The sequence below is a fragment of the Streptomyces sp. NPDC046805 genome (assembly GCF_040645355.1).
GTDB lineage: Bacteria > Actinomycetota > Actinomycetes > Streptomycetales > Streptomycetaceae > Streptomyces.
Genome location: NZ_JBEYYC010000042.1, coordinates 30,867 through 49,624, shown reverse-complemented (window position 1 = coordinate 49,624; position 18,758 = coordinate 30,867). Strand labels below are relative to the sequence as shown.

The 18,758-nt window shown below is 71.3% G+C and carries 23 protein-coding genes and 1 riboswitch; of the genes, 11 read left to right on the top strand and 12 right to left on the bottom strand.

The features are described from left to right. Positions 1-36: 36 nt before the first annotated feature. Positions 37-498 carry a MarR family transcriptional regulator gene (locus tag ABZ910_RS32690; protein ID WP_361372426.1) on the bottom strand — a complete coding sequence of 154 codons (462 nt, stop codon included), beginning with the start codon at positions 496-498 and terminating at the stop codon, positions 37-39. 85 nt (positions 499-583) lie between these two features. Here ABZ910_RS32690 and ABZ910_RS32685 point away from each other — a divergent pair, with 85 nt between their 5' ends. The 3 genes from ABZ910_RS32685 to ABZ910_RS32675 all read left to right on the top strand — a co-directional run bounded on the left by ABZ910_RS32685 (position 584) and on the right by ABZ910_RS32675 (position 3,367). Beyond that, positions 584-1,258 (top strand): class I SAM-dependent methyltransferase, encoded by a 675-nt coding sequence (locus ABZ910_RS32685; protein WP_361372424.1) that lies wholly within the window; start codon positions 584-586, stop codon positions 1,256-1,258. After that, positions 1,255-1,740, top strand: coding sequence for a spore germination protein GerW family protein (locus tag ABZ910_RS32680; protein WP_361372422.1), 486 nt, complete (start codon positions 1,255-1,257; stop codon positions 1,738-1,740). Before ABZ910_RS32685 ends, ABZ910_RS32680 begins: the two co-directional genes overlap by 4 nt. 97 nt (positions 1,741-1,837) lie before the next feature. Continuing rightward, a complete protein-coding gene (locus ABZ910_RS32675; RefSeq protein ID WP_361372420.1) occupies positions 1,838-3,367 on the top strand; it encodes an FAD-dependent monooxygenase in 1,530 nt (509 codons plus the stop codon). A 52-nt stretch (positions 3,368-3,419) separates the two neighbouring features. Here the strand turns inward: ABZ910_RS32675 and ABZ910_RS32670 are convergent, their stop codons facing one another. The 6 genes from ABZ910_RS32670 to ABZ910_RS32645 form a co-directional block, all read right to left on the bottom strand. Further along, positions 3,420-4,661 carry a cytochrome P450 gene (locus ABZ910_RS32670; RefSeq protein WP_361372418.1) on the bottom strand — a complete coding sequence of 414 codons (1,242 nt, stop codon included), beginning with the start codon at positions 4,659-4,661 and terminating at the stop codon, positions 3,420-3,422. Positions 4,662-4,778: 117 nt separating this feature from the next. After that, entirely contained in the window at positions 4,779-6,170 is a 1,392-nt protein-coding gene (locus ABZ910_RS32665) for an FAD/NAD(P)-binding oxidoreductase (RefSeq protein ID WP_361372416.1), read from the bottom strand. Continuing rightward, positions 6,160-6,405 (bottom strand): ferredoxin, encoded by a 246-nt coding sequence (locus ABZ910_RS32660; RefSeq protein WP_361372414.1) that lies wholly within the window; start codon positions 6,403-6,405, stop codon positions 6,160-6,162. Before ABZ910_RS32660 ends, ABZ910_RS32665 begins: the two co-directional genes overlap by 11 nt. Before the next feature lie 197 nt (positions 6,406-6,602). Next, the gene (locus ABZ910_RS32655; RefSeq protein WP_361372412.1) at positions 6,603-7,280 is read right to left on the bottom strand and encodes a hypothetical protein; all 678 of its coding nucleotides are present in this window, start codon (positions 7,278-7,280) and stop codon (positions 6,603-6,605) included. 161 nt (positions 7,281-7,441) lie between these two features. Then, positions 7,442-7,849, bottom strand: coding sequence for a cold shock domain-containing protein (locus ABZ910_RS32650; protein WP_361372410.1), 408 nt, complete (start codon positions 7,847-7,849; stop codon positions 7,442-7,444). Positions 7,850-7,969: 120 nt separating this feature from the next. Then, the gene (locus ABZ910_RS32645; RefSeq protein WP_361372408.1) at positions 7,970-8,698 is read right to left on the bottom strand and encodes a class I SAM-dependent methyltransferase; all 729 of its coding nucleotides are present in this window, start codon (positions 8,696-8,698) and stop codon (positions 7,970-7,972) included. A 180-nt stretch (positions 8,699-8,878) separates the two neighbouring features. Here ABZ910_RS32645 and ABZ910_RS32640 point away from each other — a divergent pair, with 180 nt between their 5' ends. After that, positions 8,879-10,048 (top strand): PP2C family protein-serine/threonine phosphatase, encoded by a 1,170-nt coding sequence (locus ABZ910_RS32640; protein WP_361372406.1) that lies wholly within the window; start codon positions 8,879-8,881, stop codon positions 10,046-10,048. An 85-nt stretch (positions 10,049-10,133) separates the two neighbouring features. Continuing rightward, on the top strand, positions 10,134-10,730 hold the full coding sequence (locus ABZ910_RS32635) for a histidine phosphatase family protein (protein ID WP_361372404.1): 597 nt from the start codon (positions 10,134-10,136) through the stop codon (positions 10,728-10,730). A gap of 70 nt (positions 10,731-10,800) precedes the next feature. Here ABZ910_RS32635 and ABZ910_RS32630 read toward each other — a convergent pair whose 3' ends face one another. Next, positions 10,801-11,562 carry a CbtA family protein gene (locus ABZ910_RS32630; RefSeq protein ID WP_361372402.1) on the bottom strand — a complete coding sequence of 254 codons (762 nt, stop codon included), beginning with the start codon at positions 11,560-11,562 and terminating at the stop codon, positions 10,801-10,803. 20 nt (positions 11,563-11,582) lie between these two features. Continuing rightward, positions 11,583-11,804 carry a CbtB-domain containing protein gene (locus ABZ910_RS32625; protein ID WP_361372400.1) on the bottom strand — a complete coding sequence of 74 codons (222 nt, stop codon included), beginning with the start codon at positions 11,802-11,804 and terminating at the stop codon, positions 11,583-11,585. A gap of 59 nt (positions 11,805-11,863) precedes the next feature. Next, positions 11,864-11,946: riboswitch (cobalamin riboswitch) on the bottom strand. A 213-nt stretch (positions 11,947-12,159) separates the two neighbouring features. On the opposite strand from ABZ910_RS32625, the gene ABZ910_RS32620 reads away from it, so the two are divergent. The 4 genes from ABZ910_RS32620 to tgmB all read left to right on the top strand — a co-directional run bounded on the left by ABZ910_RS32620 (position 12,160) and on the right by tgmB (position 15,238). Next, positions 12,160-13,029, top strand: coding sequence for a hypothetical protein (locus tag ABZ910_RS32620; RefSeq protein ID WP_361372398.1), 870 nt, complete (start codon positions 12,160-12,162; stop codon positions 13,027-13,029). A gap of 56 nt (positions 13,030-13,085) precedes the next feature. After that, the gene (locus ABZ910_RS32615; RefSeq protein ID WP_361372395.1) at positions 13,086-13,952 is read left to right on the top strand and encodes a fructosamine kinase family protein; all 867 of its coding nucleotides are present in this window, start codon (positions 13,086-13,088) and stop codon (positions 13,950-13,952) included. 119 nt (positions 13,953-14,071) lie between these two features. Continuing rightward, on the top strand, positions 14,072-14,263 hold the full coding sequence (tgmA, locus tag ABZ910_RS32610) for a putative ATP-grasp-modified RiPP (RefSeq protein WP_361372392.1): 192 nt from the start codon (positions 14,072-14,074) through the stop codon (positions 14,261-14,263). A 15-nt stretch (positions 14,264-14,278) separates the two neighbouring features. Beyond that, positions 14,279-15,238: an ATP-grasp ribosomal peptide maturase gene (gene tgmB / locus ABZ910_RS32605; RefSeq protein ID WP_361372389.1), complete on the top strand. Its 960-nt coding sequence runs from the start codon at positions 14,279-14,281 to the stop codon at positions 15,236-15,238. A gap of 76 nt (positions 15,239-15,314) precedes the next feature. Here tgmB and ABZ910_RS32600 read toward each other — a convergent pair whose 3' ends face one another. Then, entirely contained in the window at positions 15,315-15,539 is a 225-nt protein-coding gene (locus ABZ910_RS32600) for a hypothetical protein (RefSeq protein ID WP_361372386.1), read from the bottom strand. A gap of 116 nt (positions 15,540-15,655) precedes the next feature. After that, positions 15,656-16,201: a hypothetical protein gene (locus ABZ910_RS32595; RefSeq protein ID WP_361372383.1), complete on the bottom strand. Its 546-nt coding sequence runs from the start codon at positions 16,199-16,201 to the stop codon at positions 15,656-15,658. 223 nt (positions 16,202-16,424) lie between these two features. Between ABZ910_RS32595 and ABZ910_RS32590 the strand changes: the two genes are divergently transcribed. Beyond that, complete coding sequence (locus tag ABZ910_RS32590; protein ID WP_361372380.1) at positions 16,425-16,667, top strand: DUF397 domain-containing protein; 243 nt, start codon at positions 16,425-16,427, stop codon at positions 16,665-16,667. A 116-nt stretch (positions 16,668-16,783) separates the two neighbouring features. Then, on the top strand, positions 16,784-17,704 hold the full coding sequence (locus tag ABZ910_RS32585; RefSeq protein ID WP_361372377.1) for a helix-turn-helix transcriptional regulator: 921 nt from the start codon (positions 16,784-16,786) through the stop codon (positions 17,702-17,704). A 6-nt stretch (positions 17,705-17,710) separates the two neighbouring features. Here the strand turns inward: ABZ910_RS32585 and ABZ910_RS32580 are convergent, their stop codons facing one another. Further along, positions 17,711-18,619 carry a GNAT family N-acetyltransferase gene (locus ABZ910_RS32580; RefSeq protein ID WP_361372374.1) on the bottom strand — a complete coding sequence of 303 codons (909 nt, stop codon included), beginning with the start codon at positions 18,617-18,619 and terminating at the stop codon, positions 17,711-17,713. Positions 18,620-18,758 lie beyond the last annotated feature (139 nt).

Sequence of the window (18,758 nt, the reverse complement as noted above, 5' to 3'; positions counted from 1 at the left end):
TCAGTGTACGAACCGTGGAGCCGGTGCTGACGACGTTCATCGTGCCTCACGGGCCGTCCGGTCCATGGCACGCAGTCGGGCGATCACTGTCTCCAAACCGTCCTGGATCGCGGTCCGTTGTGCGGCCGGCATGTCTCCGAACAGGCCCCGGGCCATCTCGTCACGACCGTCGCGCAGTCCGGTGGTGAGAGTGCGGCCCGTGTCGGTGAGGGACACCAGCGTGGCGCGCCGGTCGCCGGGGTGGGCGGTGCGGGCCACCAGCCCGTCGTTCTCCAGGGCGTCCAGCAGTCCGGTGACATTGCGCGGAGTGACGTTCAGCCGTGCGGCCAGTGTCCGCTGGGTCATGGGCCCGTCGTGGAACAGCGTCCACAGCAGCCCGGCCCTCGCCCGGGTCAGGCCGTGTTCGGCGACCCCGCGCTCCATCATGCTGCCGAGCACCTCGGTCAGTTCGAAGAGCCGGTCCAACGTGACGCTGGCGGAAGCGGTGACCTCGGGCATACCGTGAAGTGACTTCACTGTGTACTACCTCCGCAATGCATCGTAGCCCTCAGGGAACAGTTGTCGAAGAGGACAGTGATCAGCCATGACCGCACGGACAACCCCGCCGTCCCCGCACCATCCGCTCTTCGCCCGCCTCTACACCAAGGTCTTCGCCCCCGCCCTGGACAAGGCCGGAGTCGCCGAACACCGCAGGACTCTGCTGGCCGGCCTGGCCGGTGAGGTCATCGAGATCGGCGCCGGCAACGGGCTCAACTTCGCCCACTACCCGCCGGGCGTGAAGCGGGTGCTCGCCGTCGAACCGGAGCCGCATCTGCGGGACTTGGCCGAGCGCAGCGCCCGAACGGCTCCGGTCGACGTGACGGTGACCGGCGGGATTGCCGAGCAACTACCCTTCGTGGACGCCTCGTTCGACGCGGCCGTCGCGTGTCTGACGCTGTGCTCGGTGGCCGACCCGCACGCCGTGCTCGGTGAACTCCACCGTGTCCTACGGCCCGGCGGGCAGCTTCGCTTCTTCGAGCACGTGCGCGCCGACTCGCCCGGGTTGCGCCGGGTGCAGCGCGTCGTGGACGCCACCTTCTGGCCGTTGCTGGTCGGCGGCTGCCACACCGGTCGTGACACCCTGACCACCATCACCGACGCCGGGTTCACCGTCACCTCGGTGGAGAAGTTCATGTTCCCGCAGACACGCCTTCCCGCGCCCGCCGCCACCCACATCCTCGGCACCGCCGAGCGCCCCCGGCCGGGCGACACCCCATGACACTCTCCGAGCGCGAGACCCGGCCCGCGCCTCGAGTGGACGCCCCCTATGACCTGTCGGACGCCCCGCCGGACGCCCCCGGGCACCTGTCGCCCGCCCACGCCTCCGTCGCACTGCTGGAACGCCTGGCCGACAAGCTCGGCGGCCGCGCCTCGGTGACCGCCGTCTACGGCGAACCCGTCATCGCCGACGGCGTCACCATCATCCCGATCGCCAGAATCGGCTTCGGCTTCGGTGGTGGCGCCGGACGCGAGGTCGGCCCGCACAGGAACGCTGAAGGCGGTGGCGGCGGAGGCGGTGCCGACGCCAGGCCGCTGGGCTACATCGAGATACGGGACGGCATCGCCACCTACAAGCCCCTCCGCGCCCCCTGGTCCGATGTCGTCCTGCCCCTCGCGGCGCTCCTCGTCGGAGGCGCCCTGCCGAAGATCCTCCGCCGGCTGAGCGGACGCGGACGGCGCCCGCTGCGGGAGCGGGGATGAGGCTCGCTGCCCGGACGGAGACGGGACCGGCGCTCGACGCGGCCGCGATGCGTCGTCAGCGCGGGCGCCGGGAAGGGGCGATGCGTACCGTGGAGGCATGACGGTGCCGTTGGACGTGCTGGTGGTCGGGGCAGGGCCCACCGGGCTGGCACTCGCCGCGCAACTGCGCGCCTGCGGGACCGCTTTCCGGATCGTCGACCGCTCGCTCGACCGGGTCCACGAGTCGCGCGCCCTGGGTATCCAGCCACGCACGCTGGAGGCGCTCGCCGGGTTCGGGGTGACGGACGAACTGGTCGCGCGCGGCAATCCCACGATGCGGGTGAGACTGCACCTACCGCGACGGGTCGTACAGGTGCCGTTGTTCGACATCGGGCTGGCCGACACGGCGTACCCCTTCCTGCTGTTCCTCTCCCAGGCGGAGACCGAGAAGGTCCTCGCGGAGCATGTGACGGGGCAGGGAGCGAGCGTGGAGCGCGGGACGGAGGTGGTGCGGCTGCGGGAGGAGGGCTCGTCCGTCCGCTGCCGGCTCAGGCGCGGCGACGGTACCGAGGAGACCGTGGCCGCGCGCTACGTCGTGGGCTGCGACGGCGCGCACAGCACGGTACGGGCCGAGGCGGGCATCGGATTCGAGGGCTACGCCTTTCCCCAGACGTTCCTGCTCGCCGACCTCGACGTCGACGGGCTGGAGCCCGGGTCCGTGCACGCGTACGTGACCGGGGTCGGCGTGCTGCTCTTCTTCCCGCTCGGCTCGCCCGCCCCCTGGCGCTTGCTCGCCATCCGGCCACCGGATGCCCCGGGTACCGAGGTGACGCTGGAGCTCCTCCAGGAGATCGCCGACAGATACACCACGGACCGGGTGGTGCTGCGGGACCCGGTGTGGATGACCGACTTCCGCCTGCACAACCGCGCCGCCGCCCACTACCGCTCGGGCCCCTTCTTCCTCGCCGGGGACGCGGCGCACATCCACAGTCCGGCCGGTGCGCAAGGAATGAACACCGGCATCCAGGACTCCCTCAACCTGGGCTGGAAGCTCGCCCTCGTGTGCCGGGGCAGGGCCCCGGAGGAACTCCTGGACACGTACGAGGCCGAGCGCGCCCCGGTCGGTCGCACCGTGCTGCGCTTCACCGCCCGCGCCTTCGCCCTCGGCACCAGCGGTAATCCGGTTGCCCGTCTCGCCCGCGCCCATCTCGCTTCGCGGCTGGCCCCGTTGGCGCTGCGCGTGAGCGCGCCCCGCGGACGCGCCTTCCGTACGGTGTCGGAGCTCGGCATCCACTACCGTCGCGGCCCCGCCACCACCGCGGGTTCGCGCCCGCCCGGGCGCGGCCCACACGCGGGCGACCGCCTGCCGGACCTGCCGAGCGGACTCCAGGCGCGCACGGCGGGGCCGGGCTGGCATCTGCTCCTGTCCGGACCGCCCGAGGCCTGGCCCGGGGATCAACTCGCCCCGGTCCTGCACGGACGCGACGACTTGATCGACGTACACCGGCTCGACCGGCAGAGCCCCTGGCCGGGCGTGACTCACGGGCTCGTACGCCCTGACGGGTACCTCGGCTATGTCGCTCGCGGGACGCAGGTGGCGGGGCTGCACACCTATCTCGACCGGTGGCTGCCGAGGCACCACGGCTGACGACAAAGAGGCGGGCTGGAGGAACACACTGGGGAGCAGGCCAGGAGCCGTCTCAGGGACGCACCCCGTCAATGCCGATGTTCAGATGCCGTGGGCCACGCAGAACCGCGTTCGGGCGGTAGGGCGGCGGGTCCTCCAGGAGGCGGGGGTTGTCCAGACGGCGGGCCAGTTCGGACAGGGCGATCTGGGCCTCCAGGCGGGCCAGCGGGGCGCCGAAGCAGCTGTGGATGCCGCTGCCGAAGCCCAGGTGCTGGATGTCCTCGCGGTCGGGGTCGAAGCGGTCGGGGTCGGGGAAGCGCTCCGGGTCCCTGTTGCCGGCGGCGAGGACGAGCCAGATGCGCGAGCCCTTGGGGATGGTGACCCCGCGCAGCTCGATGTCCGCGATGCAGGTGCGCTGCGGTACGAGCTGCACCGGCGGTTCGTAGCGCAGGAGTTCCTCGACGATCTTGACGGACAGGCTCGGGTCCTCGCGCAGTCGGTGCAGGTACTCCGGGTGGCGCAGCAGGGTGAGCATGCCGTTGGTGATCAGGTTGACGGTCGTCTCATGGCCCGCGATGAGCAGGAGCACCGCGGTGCTGAGCGCTTCCATCATCGTCATGGCGCCGTCGGGGCCATGCCTGTTCACCAGGTCGGACAGCATGTCGTCGCGGGGTTCCTTGACGCGTTCCTCGACCAGCCCGGCCAGATACATGCCGAGCTGCGTGCGCGCCTCCTGCGCCGCCCTCTGGGCTTCGGCGCCGGCCGCGTCCTGCGACTGCGGGTCCAGGCCGGCCACGATCGGGTCGACCCAGGCGCGGAAACGCGGCTCGTCCTCGCGTGGCACTCCGAGCAGCCGGCAGATCACGGTCACCGGGAAGGGGTAGGCGAACTGGTCGACCACGTCGATCTCCCGCGCGTCCCCGAACGCGTCGATCAACTCGGTGACGATCCGCTCGAGTTCGCCGCGCATGTCGTTGATCCGGTGGGGCTTGTGCGGCGGGCCGAAGGAGCTGTTGGCCATCCTTCGCAGCCTGTCGTGCTCGGGTGGGTCCTGCCGGATGAAGCTGGGCGGCAGTCCCGTCGCCTCGGGGCCGGACAGCCCCTCGCCGCCGCCTGCGGCGGCGAGGTTGGCGGCGTCGGAGCTGATCCGCGGGTCGTGGAGGAGGCTCTCGATGTCCCAGTAGCTGCTGATGAGGTACGGACCGCCGTCCTCCTCGTGCAGCACCGGCGTCTTGCGGAGCTCCTCGTACAGGGGGTACGGGTTGGCACGGTTGGCGAAGTCCGTGATCTGGCGCAGGAGCGAGGCGTGCGTCATGCGGGGTCCTTGGGGCGTGGGTGGGCGAGGAAGCCGATGGGCCGGCACCGGTCAGTGGCGGGGCGGGCGCCGGTCAGGGGTGAGCCGGGCACCGGTCGGCGACGGGCCGGGCACCGGTCAGTGGCGGGCCGGAGTGAAGACCAGGCGCCGGTCGGCCGGTGAGTAACCGGTGAGGGTCACGGTCGGGCCGTGCGTCGGCAGGGACGGGTCGGGGAACTCCGCCGGAACCGGCTGACGGCCCTCGGGGCGACGGTCCGCCGTCGCGTACTCCACCGGGAACGGCGCGCCCCGTTCGATCTCCCGCTCGTAGAACTCCAGCCACTTCGCGTTGTCGAAGCTCACGGCGGCGATGATCCGGCCCTGGTAGCCGTACACGGCGACGAAGCGGCGCTCGGCGAGCGACCCCTGCGTGATCATCAGCTGGTCGCCCATCGACGGCACGCCGACCGACTTGATGTTCACACCGAACTGCGACGACCAGAAGGCGGGCACCCACAGGTGCGGGCGCCGGTCGGCGCTGGAGCTGATCATGTTGTGCGCGGCGGTCTCGGCCTGGGCGACGGCGTTGCCCCAGTGTTCGAGGGACAGGAACTGGTAGCCGAACAGCCCGTGCGGGGAGCGTGCGACGTCGCCCGCGACGAAGATGTCGTCGGTGACGATCCCCCGGAAGTCGAAGGCGCGGCAGCCCGCGTCGCAGGCGATGCCGCGGGGGCCCGCACCGAGCCCGGACCCGGTCAGCCACTCGGTGTTGCGGATCGACCCGAGTGAGACGACCACGACGTCCGTCTCGACGACGCTCTCGTCGGACAGATGCGCGGCCCGCACCCGGCCCGCCTCGTCGCCCTCCAAGGCGGTGACCGTGACTCCGGTGCGCAGGTCCACTCCGTTCTCGCGGTGCAGGTCGGCCGAGACCGCGCCGATCACTCCGCCGAGGGCGCCCACCAGAGGCGCGCCCGCGCGTTCCGCCACGGTGACCTCGAGGCCCATCTCCCGGCAGGCCGAGGCGATTTCGGAGCCGGCGAACCCGGCACCGATGACGAGCACCCGGCGCGGGCGGCCCCTCAGCCGCCGTTCCAGGGCGGCCGCGTCGTCGCGGGTGCGCAGGACGAAGACACCGTCCAGCTCGGCTTCTGTCTCCTTCGGCCATGGCCGGCCGCGCACGCCGGTGGCGATGAGCAGCCGGTCGTACTCGACCTCGTCGCCGTCGGACAGCCGTACCCGTTTGTTCGTCATGTCGAGGCCGGTCGCCGAGACGCCCAGGCGCCACTTCGCGTCGATGTCGTGGCGCCGGGGCAGCTCGGTGTGCTCTGCGGACGCCTTGCCCAGCAGGACCGCCTTGGACAGCGGCGGCCGGTCGTACGGCTCGTACGGCTCGGCACCGATCAGGGTGAGGGAGCCCTTGAAGCCCTCGGCGCGCAGGGTCTCGGCGGCTTTCAGGCCCGCGAGCGAGGCGCCGACGATCACGATCCGGCCCTCGCGCTTGAGCCAGTCCACGTAGTCAGCGGCCATGGGTGCTCTCCTGGACGTGTTCGGAGCGCGTGGCGCTCGGTTCGTCCAGTCCCTCGACCGTGATCGCGTGCACCGGGCAGGCGGCGACGGCGCGGGCCACGCTCTCCCGGTGCTCGTCCGCGGCTCGTGGGTTGTACACGAGTGCCTCGTCGCCGTGCATGGTGAAGATGTCCGGCGCGAGAAAGGCGCACTGGGCGTATCCCTGGCATCTGTTGAGATCGACGACAATCCTCATCAATGCTCTGCCCTTTCGGCGGCCAGGTCCGGTGTGTGCCACATGCGTGTGAAGGGCACACCTCCGGACTGCGGTCATCTCCCCCCACGCCAGCATGGAAGAGGCCGGATGCCCGTCGCGCGCGGAGAACCACCGATGGAGTGAAAGGGCCCAGGCTCTTTCACTTCACGCGCACGGCGTGGGGCCGCACACCGTCGTCAGCGCGCCGCCGGCATGTCAGGCGCCGGACGACCGCCCACGACGAGGAGGTGCGTGCTCAGGACCAGGCACCAGGCCGGGAACACCATCTCGGCCCAGCGCACGTTCGACGAGACGAAGAGCAGCGTCAGGGTGGTGAGGAAGCCCAGCACGGTGAGCCAGCGCGGCAGGACTCCGAGGCGGTGCGCGATCAACGACAGGGAGCAGGTGAAGACCGCCGCCATCCGCATGGCGTAGCCGGTGATCAGCGAGTACGCGAGGTGGCGGCCGAAGTTCCACGTAGGCAGTCCGGGGTCGGTGCCGGGAGGATGCCCGGTTGCCAGTACGGCACCGGCCGCCGCGGCCGCCGCGTACATGGTGGCGACGAAGATCAGCCCGCTGCCGAGGAAGACGGTCGTGAGGAAGCGGTCCTCGGCCTCACCGACATGGGAGCGTACGACGCCGACGAACCACAGGAAGAAGATGCCGGCGAACGGCACGAGGGCGATGGCCGCCCGCACGGCGGCACGCTGCGTCGCGTCGGTGAAACCGCTCGCGGTCTGCGCGCCGGCCCCTTCGGGGACCGACAGCCGGATCAGGACGATGGCCGCCGCGAGCAGCAGCGCGAAGACGATTCCCGCCAGCGCGGCGGCCCGTGGGGTCTGCAGTGCCCGCTGCCCCGGCCCCGTCGTCTGCATGCGCGGCTCGCTTCCTCTCCGGCGTTCCTGGCACCAGCAAGCCGTCACGCGGGGAGCGCCGCCACCGCGAGGCGGCCGAACGGCACATCGCATACCGGCGTCGAGGGAAGGAGTTCAGGAACGGTGGGGGAAGCGCTGAGGAGGCGCAACCCGCGGTGATGTCAGTCCTCGGCCCAGCCGTGCTTCTTCGCGAAGTGCAGGAACTCCTGGCGGATATGCAGAATTTGCTGCCCGCTCAGGGCGGGTGACGCCTGCAGCAGAAGCTCGGTGACCACGTTCGTGAACTCGGTCGTCTGCAGGACGTCACAGAGCGGGTCGTCGCCGGACGCACCGCCCGACGCCGACGCGGCGGAGCGCACTGTCGCGCCTTGGGCCAGTCGGATGGACGAGGCCTTGGGGCCTCGGTCCCCCTCCTCGATCTCGAATTCGACCACCAGCCCGGTGCGCACCATGGACTCGGGAATGAGGAGATCGTTCACGTGCAGAAAGACGTCTTCCGCGCCGTGCTCCGGAGCGATGAACCCATATCCCCGTGTGCTGTCGAACCTCACTACACGGCCTGCGACCACACCAACCCCCAGACAACCCGGGCCCCTTGCCCGAAAGAATGCGCGGGCGAGTGTAGCAGTCCGGTGTTCCGGACAAAGGGCCGATGACGGGTTCGGGGCCGCCTCGACAAGCGTCCTGCCTCAACGGGCGATCTGCGTGACCCGCCACAGGCGGCGCGGCAGGTCACCCTCCTCGAAGGCGTGCACGTCGACCAGGTCCCAGCCTTCGGCGAGGTCGTCGACGAGCCGCCGCGGGAAGAAGTGGACGGCGAAGCCGCCGTGCTCGTGGATGTCGTCGCCGTGGGCGATGCCGGTGCCGTAGTGGGCGTCGCCCGTGTGGCGCACCGTGTAGACGAATACGCCCCCGGGGCGCAGAACGCGCCGGACCTCGCCGACGAGGGCATGGATCTGCTCGGTGGACAGAGCCATGCACAGCAGCATGTGCGCGAAGACGGCATCGACCGAGGCGTCGGGCAGCGGCAGCGGTTCGCGGACGTCGTGCACCGTCGTGGTGATCCGCTCCGCCAGGCCCTCGGCGCGGGAGGCGGCCTCGAGCTGGCTCAGGCCGACCGGGCTGAAGTCGGTGGAGCGCACCGTGAAGCCCTCGCGCGCGAAGTACAGGGAGTCACGGCCGTGTCCGGCGCCCAGCTCCACGACGTCCTCGGCCCCGACCGTACGGAAGACGCCCGCGGCGTGTATCGCGGGGGCGGAGGGCTCGGTGCCGTACATGCCCGGGTGGCTGGTGTACGCGTCCTGCCAGTGATCGCGCTGACCGGCCGCGAGGTCGCGGGCTGGGCCCTGGTCCCGGCTCCCGAGCTTGTCCGCGTCGCCGCCTCTGTGCTCGCGTTCGTCTCCTTGGCCGTCCCGCATGATGTCGCTGTCTCCCGCCGTTCTTGCTCCTGCCGTGTGTGGACGGGCTGTATGGCGATCCTCCATCTCGTGGAGCGGGCTTTCCACCTGGGGCGATACGAGCACACGGGCACGAGGTGGCTACGGGGACGACAGTGGGCGCGATGGCCGCTCGGCGAGGCCTGGGGCACGCTGGATGCCATGGGTCCCCGGCAGCGCCGTACGGGTGTCCGGCAGCCGTGGCAGTCGAGTCACGCGCTGCTACTGCTTCCGATCGCGCTCATCGTGGTGATCACGGTAGTGGACGTCCGCTTCCCCGCGGACATTCATCTGGGCCCGGCGCTGGTCATCGCCCCGGCGATCACCGCGTCCTTCGCCGGGCCCTGGACGACGGGGCTGATCGGCGCGCTGGCGGTGGCGGCCCAAGTCGTCATCGGCGACCTGCACGGCGGGCTGGCCACCCCCAACCACATCGTGCAGATCGTCGCCCTCGCCGTACTCTCGGTGCTGGTCGTGATCTACTGCGCGGTCCGCGATCGGCGCCGAGCACAGCTGGACCAGGTGCGGTCGGTGGCCGAGGCCGCGCAGCACGTGCTGATGTCCCCGCTGCCGGAACGGATCGGCCAGTTGCGGATCGCCTCCCTGTACCTGGCCGCCGAGGACGAGGCCCAGATCGGCGGCGACCTCTATGCCGCCACCCGGGCCGACGACGGCGCCGCACGCATCCTGATCGGCGATGTGCGGGGCAAGGGCCTGCCCGCCGTCGGTGAGGCCGCCCTGCTTCTCGGCGCCTTCCGCGAGGCCGCCCACCGGCAGGCCTCCCTACCGGATCTGGCCGCCACCCTGGAACAGAGCGTGACCCGTTACGCGGCCGACTTCGAACCGCCCGAGGAGGCCGGGGAGCGCTTCGCCACGGCCCTGCTGGCCGAGGTCCCCGACGGCGACCGCGTCATCCGGATGACCAGCTGTGGCCACCCGCCACCCCTGCTGCTCCGCGCCGACCACACGGTCAGCATCCCGAAGCTGCGTCCGTCCCCGCCCTTGGGAGTGCGCTGCTCGGAGACCGCGGACCATGCGCTCGACGTGTTCCCCTTCGAATCGGGGGACACGTTCCTGCTGTACACCGACGGCGTCGTCGAGGCCCGCGACAGCAACGGCCGCTTCTACCCGCTCGCCGAGCGCGTCGCCCAGTGGGCGGGGGCCACACCGGAGGCACTCCTGCACCACATCCGGCGCGACCTCCTCCACCACTGCGACGGATGCCTGGGCGACGACGCCGCCCTCGTCGCCCTCCACCACACCTCCACCGCACACCGTCGGCTCCACGGACGGAACCTGGAGGCGGCTTCGTCACGCATGACGGCGCCGTAGGCGGCGATCCTGGGGCGTACTGTGCCCACGATCCCGGTTTCGGTTCCGTCCGGGGCCGCACCGTACGACAGGAGGAGCAAGCCGCGTGACCAGTCGTGTCACCTTGGTCTCGGCCGCCAGGAGCGCGTCCGTGCGTCAAGTCCGGTTCGATGACGGCGCTCCGCTCGACGCGAGCGGTACGGCGGCGGCCCGCGCGGCCGCAGGGACCTTGCGTACGGCCCGGCAGGTGCTGGTCTCCCCCACCGTGCGCTGCCGTGAGACGGCGTCGGCGTTGGGGCTGGAGGCCACGGAGGAAGCCCGGCTGGCGGGCCTGGACATGGGGCGCTGGCGCGGCCGTACGCTCGACGAGGTCGCCGCCCGCGAACCCGGCGCGGTCGCCCTGTGGCTGGCCGATCCGGACGCCGCGCCGCACGGCGGGGAGTCGGTGCGTGCCCTGTGCGCGCGGGCGGAGCGCTGGTTGCACACGGTTCGGGAGGCCGAGGGTGGCGTTCTGGCCGTGGTGGAGCCGGAGTTCGTGCGGGCCGTGGTGGTCCGGGTTCTCGCCGCACCCGAGGCTGCGTTCTGGCGGCTCGACGTACCGCCGCTGACGGCGACCGGTCTCAGCGGACGTGCGGGCCGCTGGAATGTACGGCTCGGGCAGGCGCTCGGCTCGCGGGACCAGTCGGTCGAGCAGGACGCCTGACGCCGGGAGGGGAAAGGGCGAAGGCCCCGGAAAGACACCCGGGGCCCTCACATGTCGCGCAGGTGATCGCTCAGTTCGGCGCGGGTGCCGTCGGTGTCCCCGTGACCGTCGCCGGGTGCGGGGACAGCAGTCGCTGGGCCAACTCGCCGAAGACCAGGCCGAAGCCAGTCCACAGGGTGAGCTGGATGGCGAGCGCCGAGACGCGGAACCGCCACAGCAGGGTGGCCGGGAAGTCCTTCGGGACCTCGTTGACGGCGGGCAGGAAGGCGTATGCCAGCCCGATCACGAGGACGAAGAACGCGACCGCTGCGACGGTGGCGTACCAGGTGCCCAGCCGCGTAGCGAGCCGCTTGCCCAGCAGTACGGCGGCGACGGCCAACAGCGTGCTGAGCAGCATCATCAGGAAGTACAGGGCCGTACGCTGTCCGATCGTGTCGGCGTCGCCGACGGACGGGGGACTGGCCGGGTACTTGAGGAACGGGACGACGTACACCGCGAGCAGCGCCGTGCCGGACAGCAGCAGCGCGGTGGCCCGCGGGGTGAAGCGGCCGACGCGGCCGAGCGCGAAGCAGAAGGCGAGGGCGGTGATGCCGCCGAACGCCACCCCGTAGATCAGCACACCGGTGGCCAGGCCGGCGGTGGACTGCAGGGAGCGGGTGACGGCTTCGACCTCGTGTGCGTGCGCCGGGGCGGCGTGGGCCTCCTCGTAGCCGATGGCGTCGCCGACGCGCGGTTCACCGAGGAAGTAGGCCACGAGCAGGGCGAGCAGGCCGGCGCCCAGGCCGGCCAGCATGCCCCGCACGAGGAGGTTGCGGACGGTTGCGGAGTTCATGATGCGCGGCGTCCCCGCCGTCAGTGACAGGGGAAGCCGAGCAGGTGGCGGGCGTCGTGCACCCACTCGTGGACGTCCTCGCCGGCGACGACGGAGGTGGCGCCCTGCTCGGCGCCGACGAAGTACAGCAGGACGAGCATCAGGATGCCGAAGAAGACCGCCCAGGGGACGATCGCGCCGATCGGCAGCTTGGCGGGAAGGGCAGGGGCGGTGGTTGTCGGCTGGGCGACGTGCTGCGCCATGGCAGACCTCCTCGGGAGTTCGCGTCCCATCTCGGTGGTGCATTGGACGAGGGCTGCGGGTCTGACTCGCGGGGCGCCCGGCCTCAGGGCCGATGCGTACCGCTCACAGTGGCGCGACCGTGCCGGAGTCTCACCGGCTTCCGCCATACCGTCGTCGATAACGCTGTGACCGTACCGTGTGCCGGGGGGCGCGGCCAAGACCGGGCGGGTGCACGTGATTTGGGTCTCCGGCCCTGTGTGATCCCCGTCCCACCGAGGTCCGGCTGCCGTCCCGATGCCGGTTCCGGTCTTGTCATGACAGCCGTCACCGCTCAACACTGCTACGGGAGTTGAGGCCGAGGATGCGGGGGTCGCGGTGAAGGCTGTTTGGTCGCGGGCGATGTGGGAGCGGTACGAGCCGGTGCACGCGCTCATCTACTTCACACCCGAGGTGCGCCAGGTCGCGGACGACCTCGGCCTGCTGGGCTACTGGATGGGGTACTTCGCGATGCGGGCGGCCCCGCTCGGCGCGGCGTCGCCGGCGGTCGTCACCAGCGCTTTCTACGTCTTCCACCCCGGCCGCGTGGCGCGGGCGCTGCCCGACGCGTGGCACCGCGCCGCCCCGGCCGACGTCCTCGCGGCGCGTGAGGAGGCCATCGATGCCGCGATGACTCGGGTGTTCGGGAAAGACATGATCACCTCTCCTGCGATGGCCGAAGCGGCGGAGCTGGCCTGGCAGGCGGCGCAGGCCGCGGACACGGAGGGGCGCGTGCTCAGCGCCACGAACCAGGCCCTCCCCCGCCCGAAACGGCCGCATGTACAGCTCTGGCAGGCCCTGACCACGCTGCGCGAGCACCGCGGCGACGGGCACTTCGCGGGCCTCGTCGGTCACGGTCTCGGCCCGGTCGCGGCGATGGTGCTGAAGGCAGCCGTCGGCGGGTCGGACGGGGCGTTCCTGCGGGAGACGCGCAAGTGGGACCTGGCCGCGTGGGAGGCAGCCGCGGCCGGGCTGCGGGAGCGCGGATGGCTGGACGAGGGCGGGCAGTTGACGCCGGAGGGCGCGGCGGGGAGGGCTGCCGTCGAGGCACAGACCGACGCCGTCGCCGAGCGGCCGTGGACCGCGCTGGGCCAGGAGGCCACCGCGCGCCTCGCACACCTCCTCGATCCGATGACCAAGACCGTCCAGGAGTCGGGGCTGTTGCCGGCCGCCAACCCCGTGGGACTGACCCGTACCTCCGTCCGCTGACCGACAAGAGCCCCGGCCAGGGCGGGTTTGTCGCAGGCCGCCGTACCCTGGTGTGCGTGGTGAACGACGGTGAAGGTCCCGAGGCGGCCGCGTCCCGGCTCACCGGACAGTCGGCGACGGGTGAGCGCCCGCTGTCCGGGACACTGGCTCAAGTCACCCTCGGCGGCGGGCCGGTGGTGCTGGTCAAGCGTGCGGACGCACCACGTGCCGTGGCGGCCGAGGTGGCCGGGCTGCGCTGGCTGGACGCCGCGGGAGCGGTCCGGGTGCCGTCCGTGTACGGGCACGACGAGCGGTGGATGGTGGTCGACCGCGTCCGGACGGGGCGGCCCGACGCCGACGCCGCGGTCCGTTTCGGCCGCGAGCTGGCCGCCCTGCACGCCGCCGGTGCGCCCGCGTTCGGCGCCGCGCCGCCCGGCGGCCCCGAGGAGGCGTACATCGGTCTGGCTCCGATGCGCAACGTCCACGGCACCGACTGGCCGGACTGGTACGCCGAACACCGTGTACGGCCCTACCTGCGCCGGGCGACGGACGACGGCACCCTCCTCCGCTCCGAGGCGGCCGTGGTCGAGCGCGTCTGCGAGCGGCTGCCCGAGCTCGCGGGTCCCGCCGAGCCGCCGGCCCGGCTGCACGGGGACCTGTGGAACGGCAATGTGCTGTGGGGCGCCGACGGACACGTCTGGCTCATCGACCCGGCCGCGCACGGCGGGCACCGCGAGACCGACCTGGCGATGCTCCACCTGTTCGGCTGTCCCCGCCTGGACCGGGTACTGGACGGCTACCAGGAGAGGGCGCCCCTCGCCGACGGCTGGAGAGACCGCATCGGCCTGCACCAGCTGTTCCCGCTGCTGGTGCACGCGGTGCTGTTCGGCCGCGGTTACGCGGAACAGGCGCTCGCAGCGGCCCGGAGCGCACTCGCGGTCTGAAACCGGGGACGGGGGCCCGCGGTTCACCACTCCTCCGACCAGCACCAGGTGGAGCACGAAGGAACCCAACCGTGCGTTCGGTTCGTATAAGTGCATGGAAGCCGAAACAGGGAGAGACCATGCAACCGTTCACGCTCAACTATGCGCGGCCTGCAGGGGAGTTAGAGGGCGGCATTCCGTACAGCTACGACTCTGAACTGCAGCTGAACGTGCTGCCCGACGGGAGGATCGCCGCCACCGACCACGCCACACTCAGGGCACTGGGGACCACGACCTCGACGGCGGGGTCCAAGACGCACTTCGACGACTGACGTCGGGCACCGACGATGACCGTTCTCATCCTGACCTGTGAGGAGGACGTGACGGCGGACATGGTGATCCTCCGCCTCAACGCGGCCGGGGTGCCCGTGGTCCGGCTCGATCCTGCCGACCTCACGCGTGGGGTCGCCCTGTCGGTCGAGTTCGTCCAGGGCGTCAGCCACGGACACCTGTCCGTGGCGGGCCGCCTGGTGAGCATGCACGGTCTGCGCTCCGTCTGGGTGCGCAGACCGGGCGTCGCCGCGGCCCGCGCCGCCCAGCCGTCCGCCTGGCTGACCGAGGAGGCCTCTCAGGCGCTGTACGGCATGCTGCGCGGCACCAGTGCGCGCTGGATGAACCATCCCGACGCCGCGCGGCGCGCCCGCCACAAGCCCTGGCAGCTGCGGCTCGCCCAGCTCAGTGGAATGCCGGTGCCGGCCACGCTGATCACGACCTTTCCGCAGGCCGCCCGGGAGTTCGCGGAGCGCTTTCCGGATCTGGTGGTCAAACCGGTCTCCGGCGCGCACCCGCAGGAGCCGCCCCGGGCGGTGCCGACCAGCCGGGTCGCTCCGGGCACGGACTTCGCGGCCGTCGCCTTCGGCCCGACCCTCCTGCAGCGTCGGGTGGCCAAGCGTGCCGACATCCGGCTGACCGCCGTCGGCGACCGGCTGCTGGCCGCGCGCAAGGCGGTCGCCGCGGACGCGGACCCCGACGAGGTGGACGTGCGCTTCGCCCCGTCCCTCTCCCCCTGGCTTCCGGTGGACGTACCCCCGCATGTCGCGGCGGCGGTCCACACCTATCTGAGGGGTGCCGAACTGAGTTACGGGGCCTTCGACTTCGCCGAGGACATGGACGGGATCTGGTGGTTCCTGGAGTGCAACCAGTCGGGTCAGTTCGGCTTCGTGGAGATGGACACCGGCCAGCCGATCGCCCGCACGATCGCGGAGTGGCTGGCGGACGGGACGGGTGTGTCGGGCTCTCCCGGCTGAGATCGGCGAGTGCAGCGGCCTGCGGATACACCTTCCGACGGATCGTCACGACCCGTCGGAAGGTCCGTGGAAAGAATCAGAACGGACCGCCACCGGGCAGCTCGGGGAGGCGCTGCCACTCCCCTGACCTGCTCGGGGGCGGCGGCGGACTATAGGAGGCGGACATGTGCCCGTGCGACTGCAGCGGCATCATGGCCACCTCCAGCTCCCTGCGTACTCGGTCCGCCTCTCTCCGCACTCCTGCGGGTACGTCGCCGCGTTCTGCGACGAGCCGGTCGTAAATGGGGGAATCCTGGAACACCCGTCAATGCGCCTTTCCGACAACGGCCCATGGACATGGGCACGGTTGACGAGTGTAAGGATCGGGAGAGAGCCGGTTTGCACTTCCCCGTTGCGCTTGACGTCACCAGAGGACGTCTACTCGCCCAGCGCGCGGGCGAGTTCCTGCGTGGCGCGGGCGATCTCGGGGCTCTCGCCCACGGCGAGGTGGCGGATGAGGCCCCGGCGTGACTGTACGGCCTCCCGGGCCTGGCGCTCCCACACCACGGGGTTCTCGCGGTGGTTGAGCAGCTTGGGATAGACGGCCGCGGTGTCCTCCCACTGGCGTGCCGCGGCGATGCTGCTCAGCAGGTCGATGATCTGCGCGCGGCAGGTGACGCGGGGGGAGCGGGCCAGTTCCCAGAGGAAGGGGACCACGGCGGCCGTGGCTTGTTGGACGACGAAGCCGTACTGGCAGATACGTTCCCGCAGTTGGGCCAGTGCCGTCCGGGCCGCGTCGGGATCGCCCCAGGCGATGGCGTCGAGCAGCAGCGGGATGCCCTCCGCCGATCCGATGGAGTCCTTGAACTCGTGCCACGGCACCTGCCCCACCGACCTCAGCGGCGACTCTCCGGCTGCCACGAGCCGCGCTGTGGCGTGATCGGTTCGCGGCGTGCTGGCTTGCTCCGTCCCCTGTGCAGGCATGGCCACGAGATCTCCCCTGAATCGACGTCAGGTGATGACGTCATCAACTGTGTTGACGTCCCGTCTATTATCCATACCCACGGCGTTCTTGTGCAATTGCACGGGAAATTGCGTGAGATCGGGGTAGACAGCAACACAGGGCCCGCGCGAGCGACGTCACGACGCGCGGGGCGCCGGTCCCGGTCCTGTGGGAGCGGGGCGTGAACGAGCAAGGAGGCCGCCGATGTCGCCAGTGCCGAACGGAGTGCGGGCCAGTTCGCTGGACGCCGGCTGGATCAAGAGCCGCCACAGCAATGCCGAGGGGAACTGCGTGGAGCTCGCGCCCCTCGTCGACGGAGCCATCGCCCTGCGCAATTCCCGTGATCCCGACGGACCCGCGCTGGTCTGTGCGTCAGCCGAGGTGGCCGCGTTCATCGCGGCCGCGAAGGACGGCGAGTTCGACCACTTGCTGAAGGCGGGAGCCTGAGCTCTTCGTGGTGAAGTCCGCCGGCCACAGCCACTCAGCTGCGGACGAGACAGGGGCCGCTTACGCCCCTGTGCGATAACCTGGCAGTCAAATCCGCCGGTCTGCTGGGAGCCAGGATGTCAGCCGAGTCCCCTCGCCTCTCCCGACTCGAACCTTACCTGGACCGCACCGAGCCCGCTCCGACATTGCTGAAGATGCTGGTCGGAGTGCAGTTGGCGGGCTTTCGCGAGGACGCCGGGCTGGCTCAGGAGCAGGCCGCCAAGGCCCTCGGCTTCAGCCCGGCGAAACTGTCGCGGATCGAGTCGGGCAAGGGACGCAGGCCTCCCGCCGAGGGTGACGTCCGCGCCCTGCTGGAGCTGTACGGCACGGACGAGTACGAGGCCTCGCTCCTGCTCAAGCTCCTGAAGCGAGCCGGGGAGCCGGGCTGGTGGCAGCGCTACGACAAGCGGCTGATGCCCGAGTGGTTCGACCGGCTGGTGGGGCTGCAGGAGGCGGCCGCCGCGATCCGTACCTTCGAGATCCAGTACGTTCCGGGCCTGTTGCAGACGCCGGCCTACACCCGCGCCGTGGTGAAGCGGGGCCTCCCGATCGCGCCCGAGAGCGAGGTGCGCCGGCGCGTCGAACTCCGCACGCGCCGGGCGCAGTTGCTGTCACGACCGGACGCCCCGCAGCTGTGGGCGGTCATCGACGAGTCGGTCCTGCTGCGCGTCCTGGGCGGGCCCGAGGTGATGCGCGAGCAGTTGGCGCACCTGTGGGACATGGCCCAACGACCGCACGTTACCCTGCAGATCGTTCCGCTCGACGTGACCAACGCCTCCGCTCCCGCGATCCCCGTCACGTATCTGCGCTTCGGCGGCCTGGATCTGCCCGACGTGGTCTACCTGGAGCACATCGGGAGCGCCAACTTCCTCGAGGACAGGGACGAGACGGAGGAGTACCGGCTCGCCCTGGACCGGCTGGCCGACGAGGCGCTCCAGCCGCGCGAGTCCGTCGAACTACTGCGGCGGATCATGGACGAGCGCTACCCGGCCCGCTGAGCCGTCTCACCCCGCACTGGCTCGCCGTGCGGGGTGGAAATGGACGCGTTCCCGTACGACGGGATAGCCGGCCTTCGTGAAGTGCGCGGCCATGGGGAGGTTCCCCTGGTCGGTGGCGGCGGCGATGAACTCGGCGCCGCCACCGACCAGGAAGTGGGTGCACTCCGCCAGGAGGTCGTAGGCGTACCCGTGTCCGCGCTGCTGCGGCAGGACCCCGATGAAGCCGATGCACGGCCCCGACGGATTGTGCGCGGGGATGTGGATGCCGACGGGTTCGCCCTCGGGGCTGCGCGCGACCTGCCACCACTCGCGCGGCGACGGGCACCACCGGAAGAAGTCGAGCTCCTCCTGGGCGGCCAGGTCCACTCCCCCTTTCTCGATGGCCTTGCGGGCGTGGGCGTCCAGGGTGACGGAGTGGATGCGGCGCAGGGCGTCGAAGAACACCGCGTCGTCCGGTTCCGGTCCGAAGACGAGTCGGCCGGGGCGCTCGGGCAGGCCGCACTCCGGCGTCCAGCGGTACAGGAAACGCTCCACCAGGAGCTCGTATCCGGCCGCCCGTGCGGCGGTGAAGCGCGCCTCGGCCGCGGCGCGCAACTCGGGTGTCTCGCGCCATCCGCCGGGCAGGTTCAGCTCCAGGTCGTCGACCTGCCAGGGCGCCGTCCGCAGGAGCTCGGCCCCGGCCGCCTCCTCCCCCTCGGCGACGTCGAACCAGTCGATCAGGAAGGGCTGCGGGTCGTCCGGGCCGCCCCACCAGGCGCCCCGCGCCACCACCTTGCCGTCGCGCAGGGCGACGCGCTTCCAGTCGGGGCGGTGGCTCGTCCGTCCGTGCGCCTCACCCGCACGCAGCGGATCGGGCAGGGAGTCGAAGAGCCGGACCGTGCTCGCGTCGAGCGTGTGGATGACCAGATCGGTCATGGGTTCCTCCGGGATGCGTACTGCGTGGAGCGCTCCCGGTCAGGTCAGACGCGGCATGCCCGGGCAACGGGAAGGGAGCGCTGAATGGCTGTGACTGACATGGCACTCGTCTCCTTCCGTCCTTCTCCGGGCGTCGCGT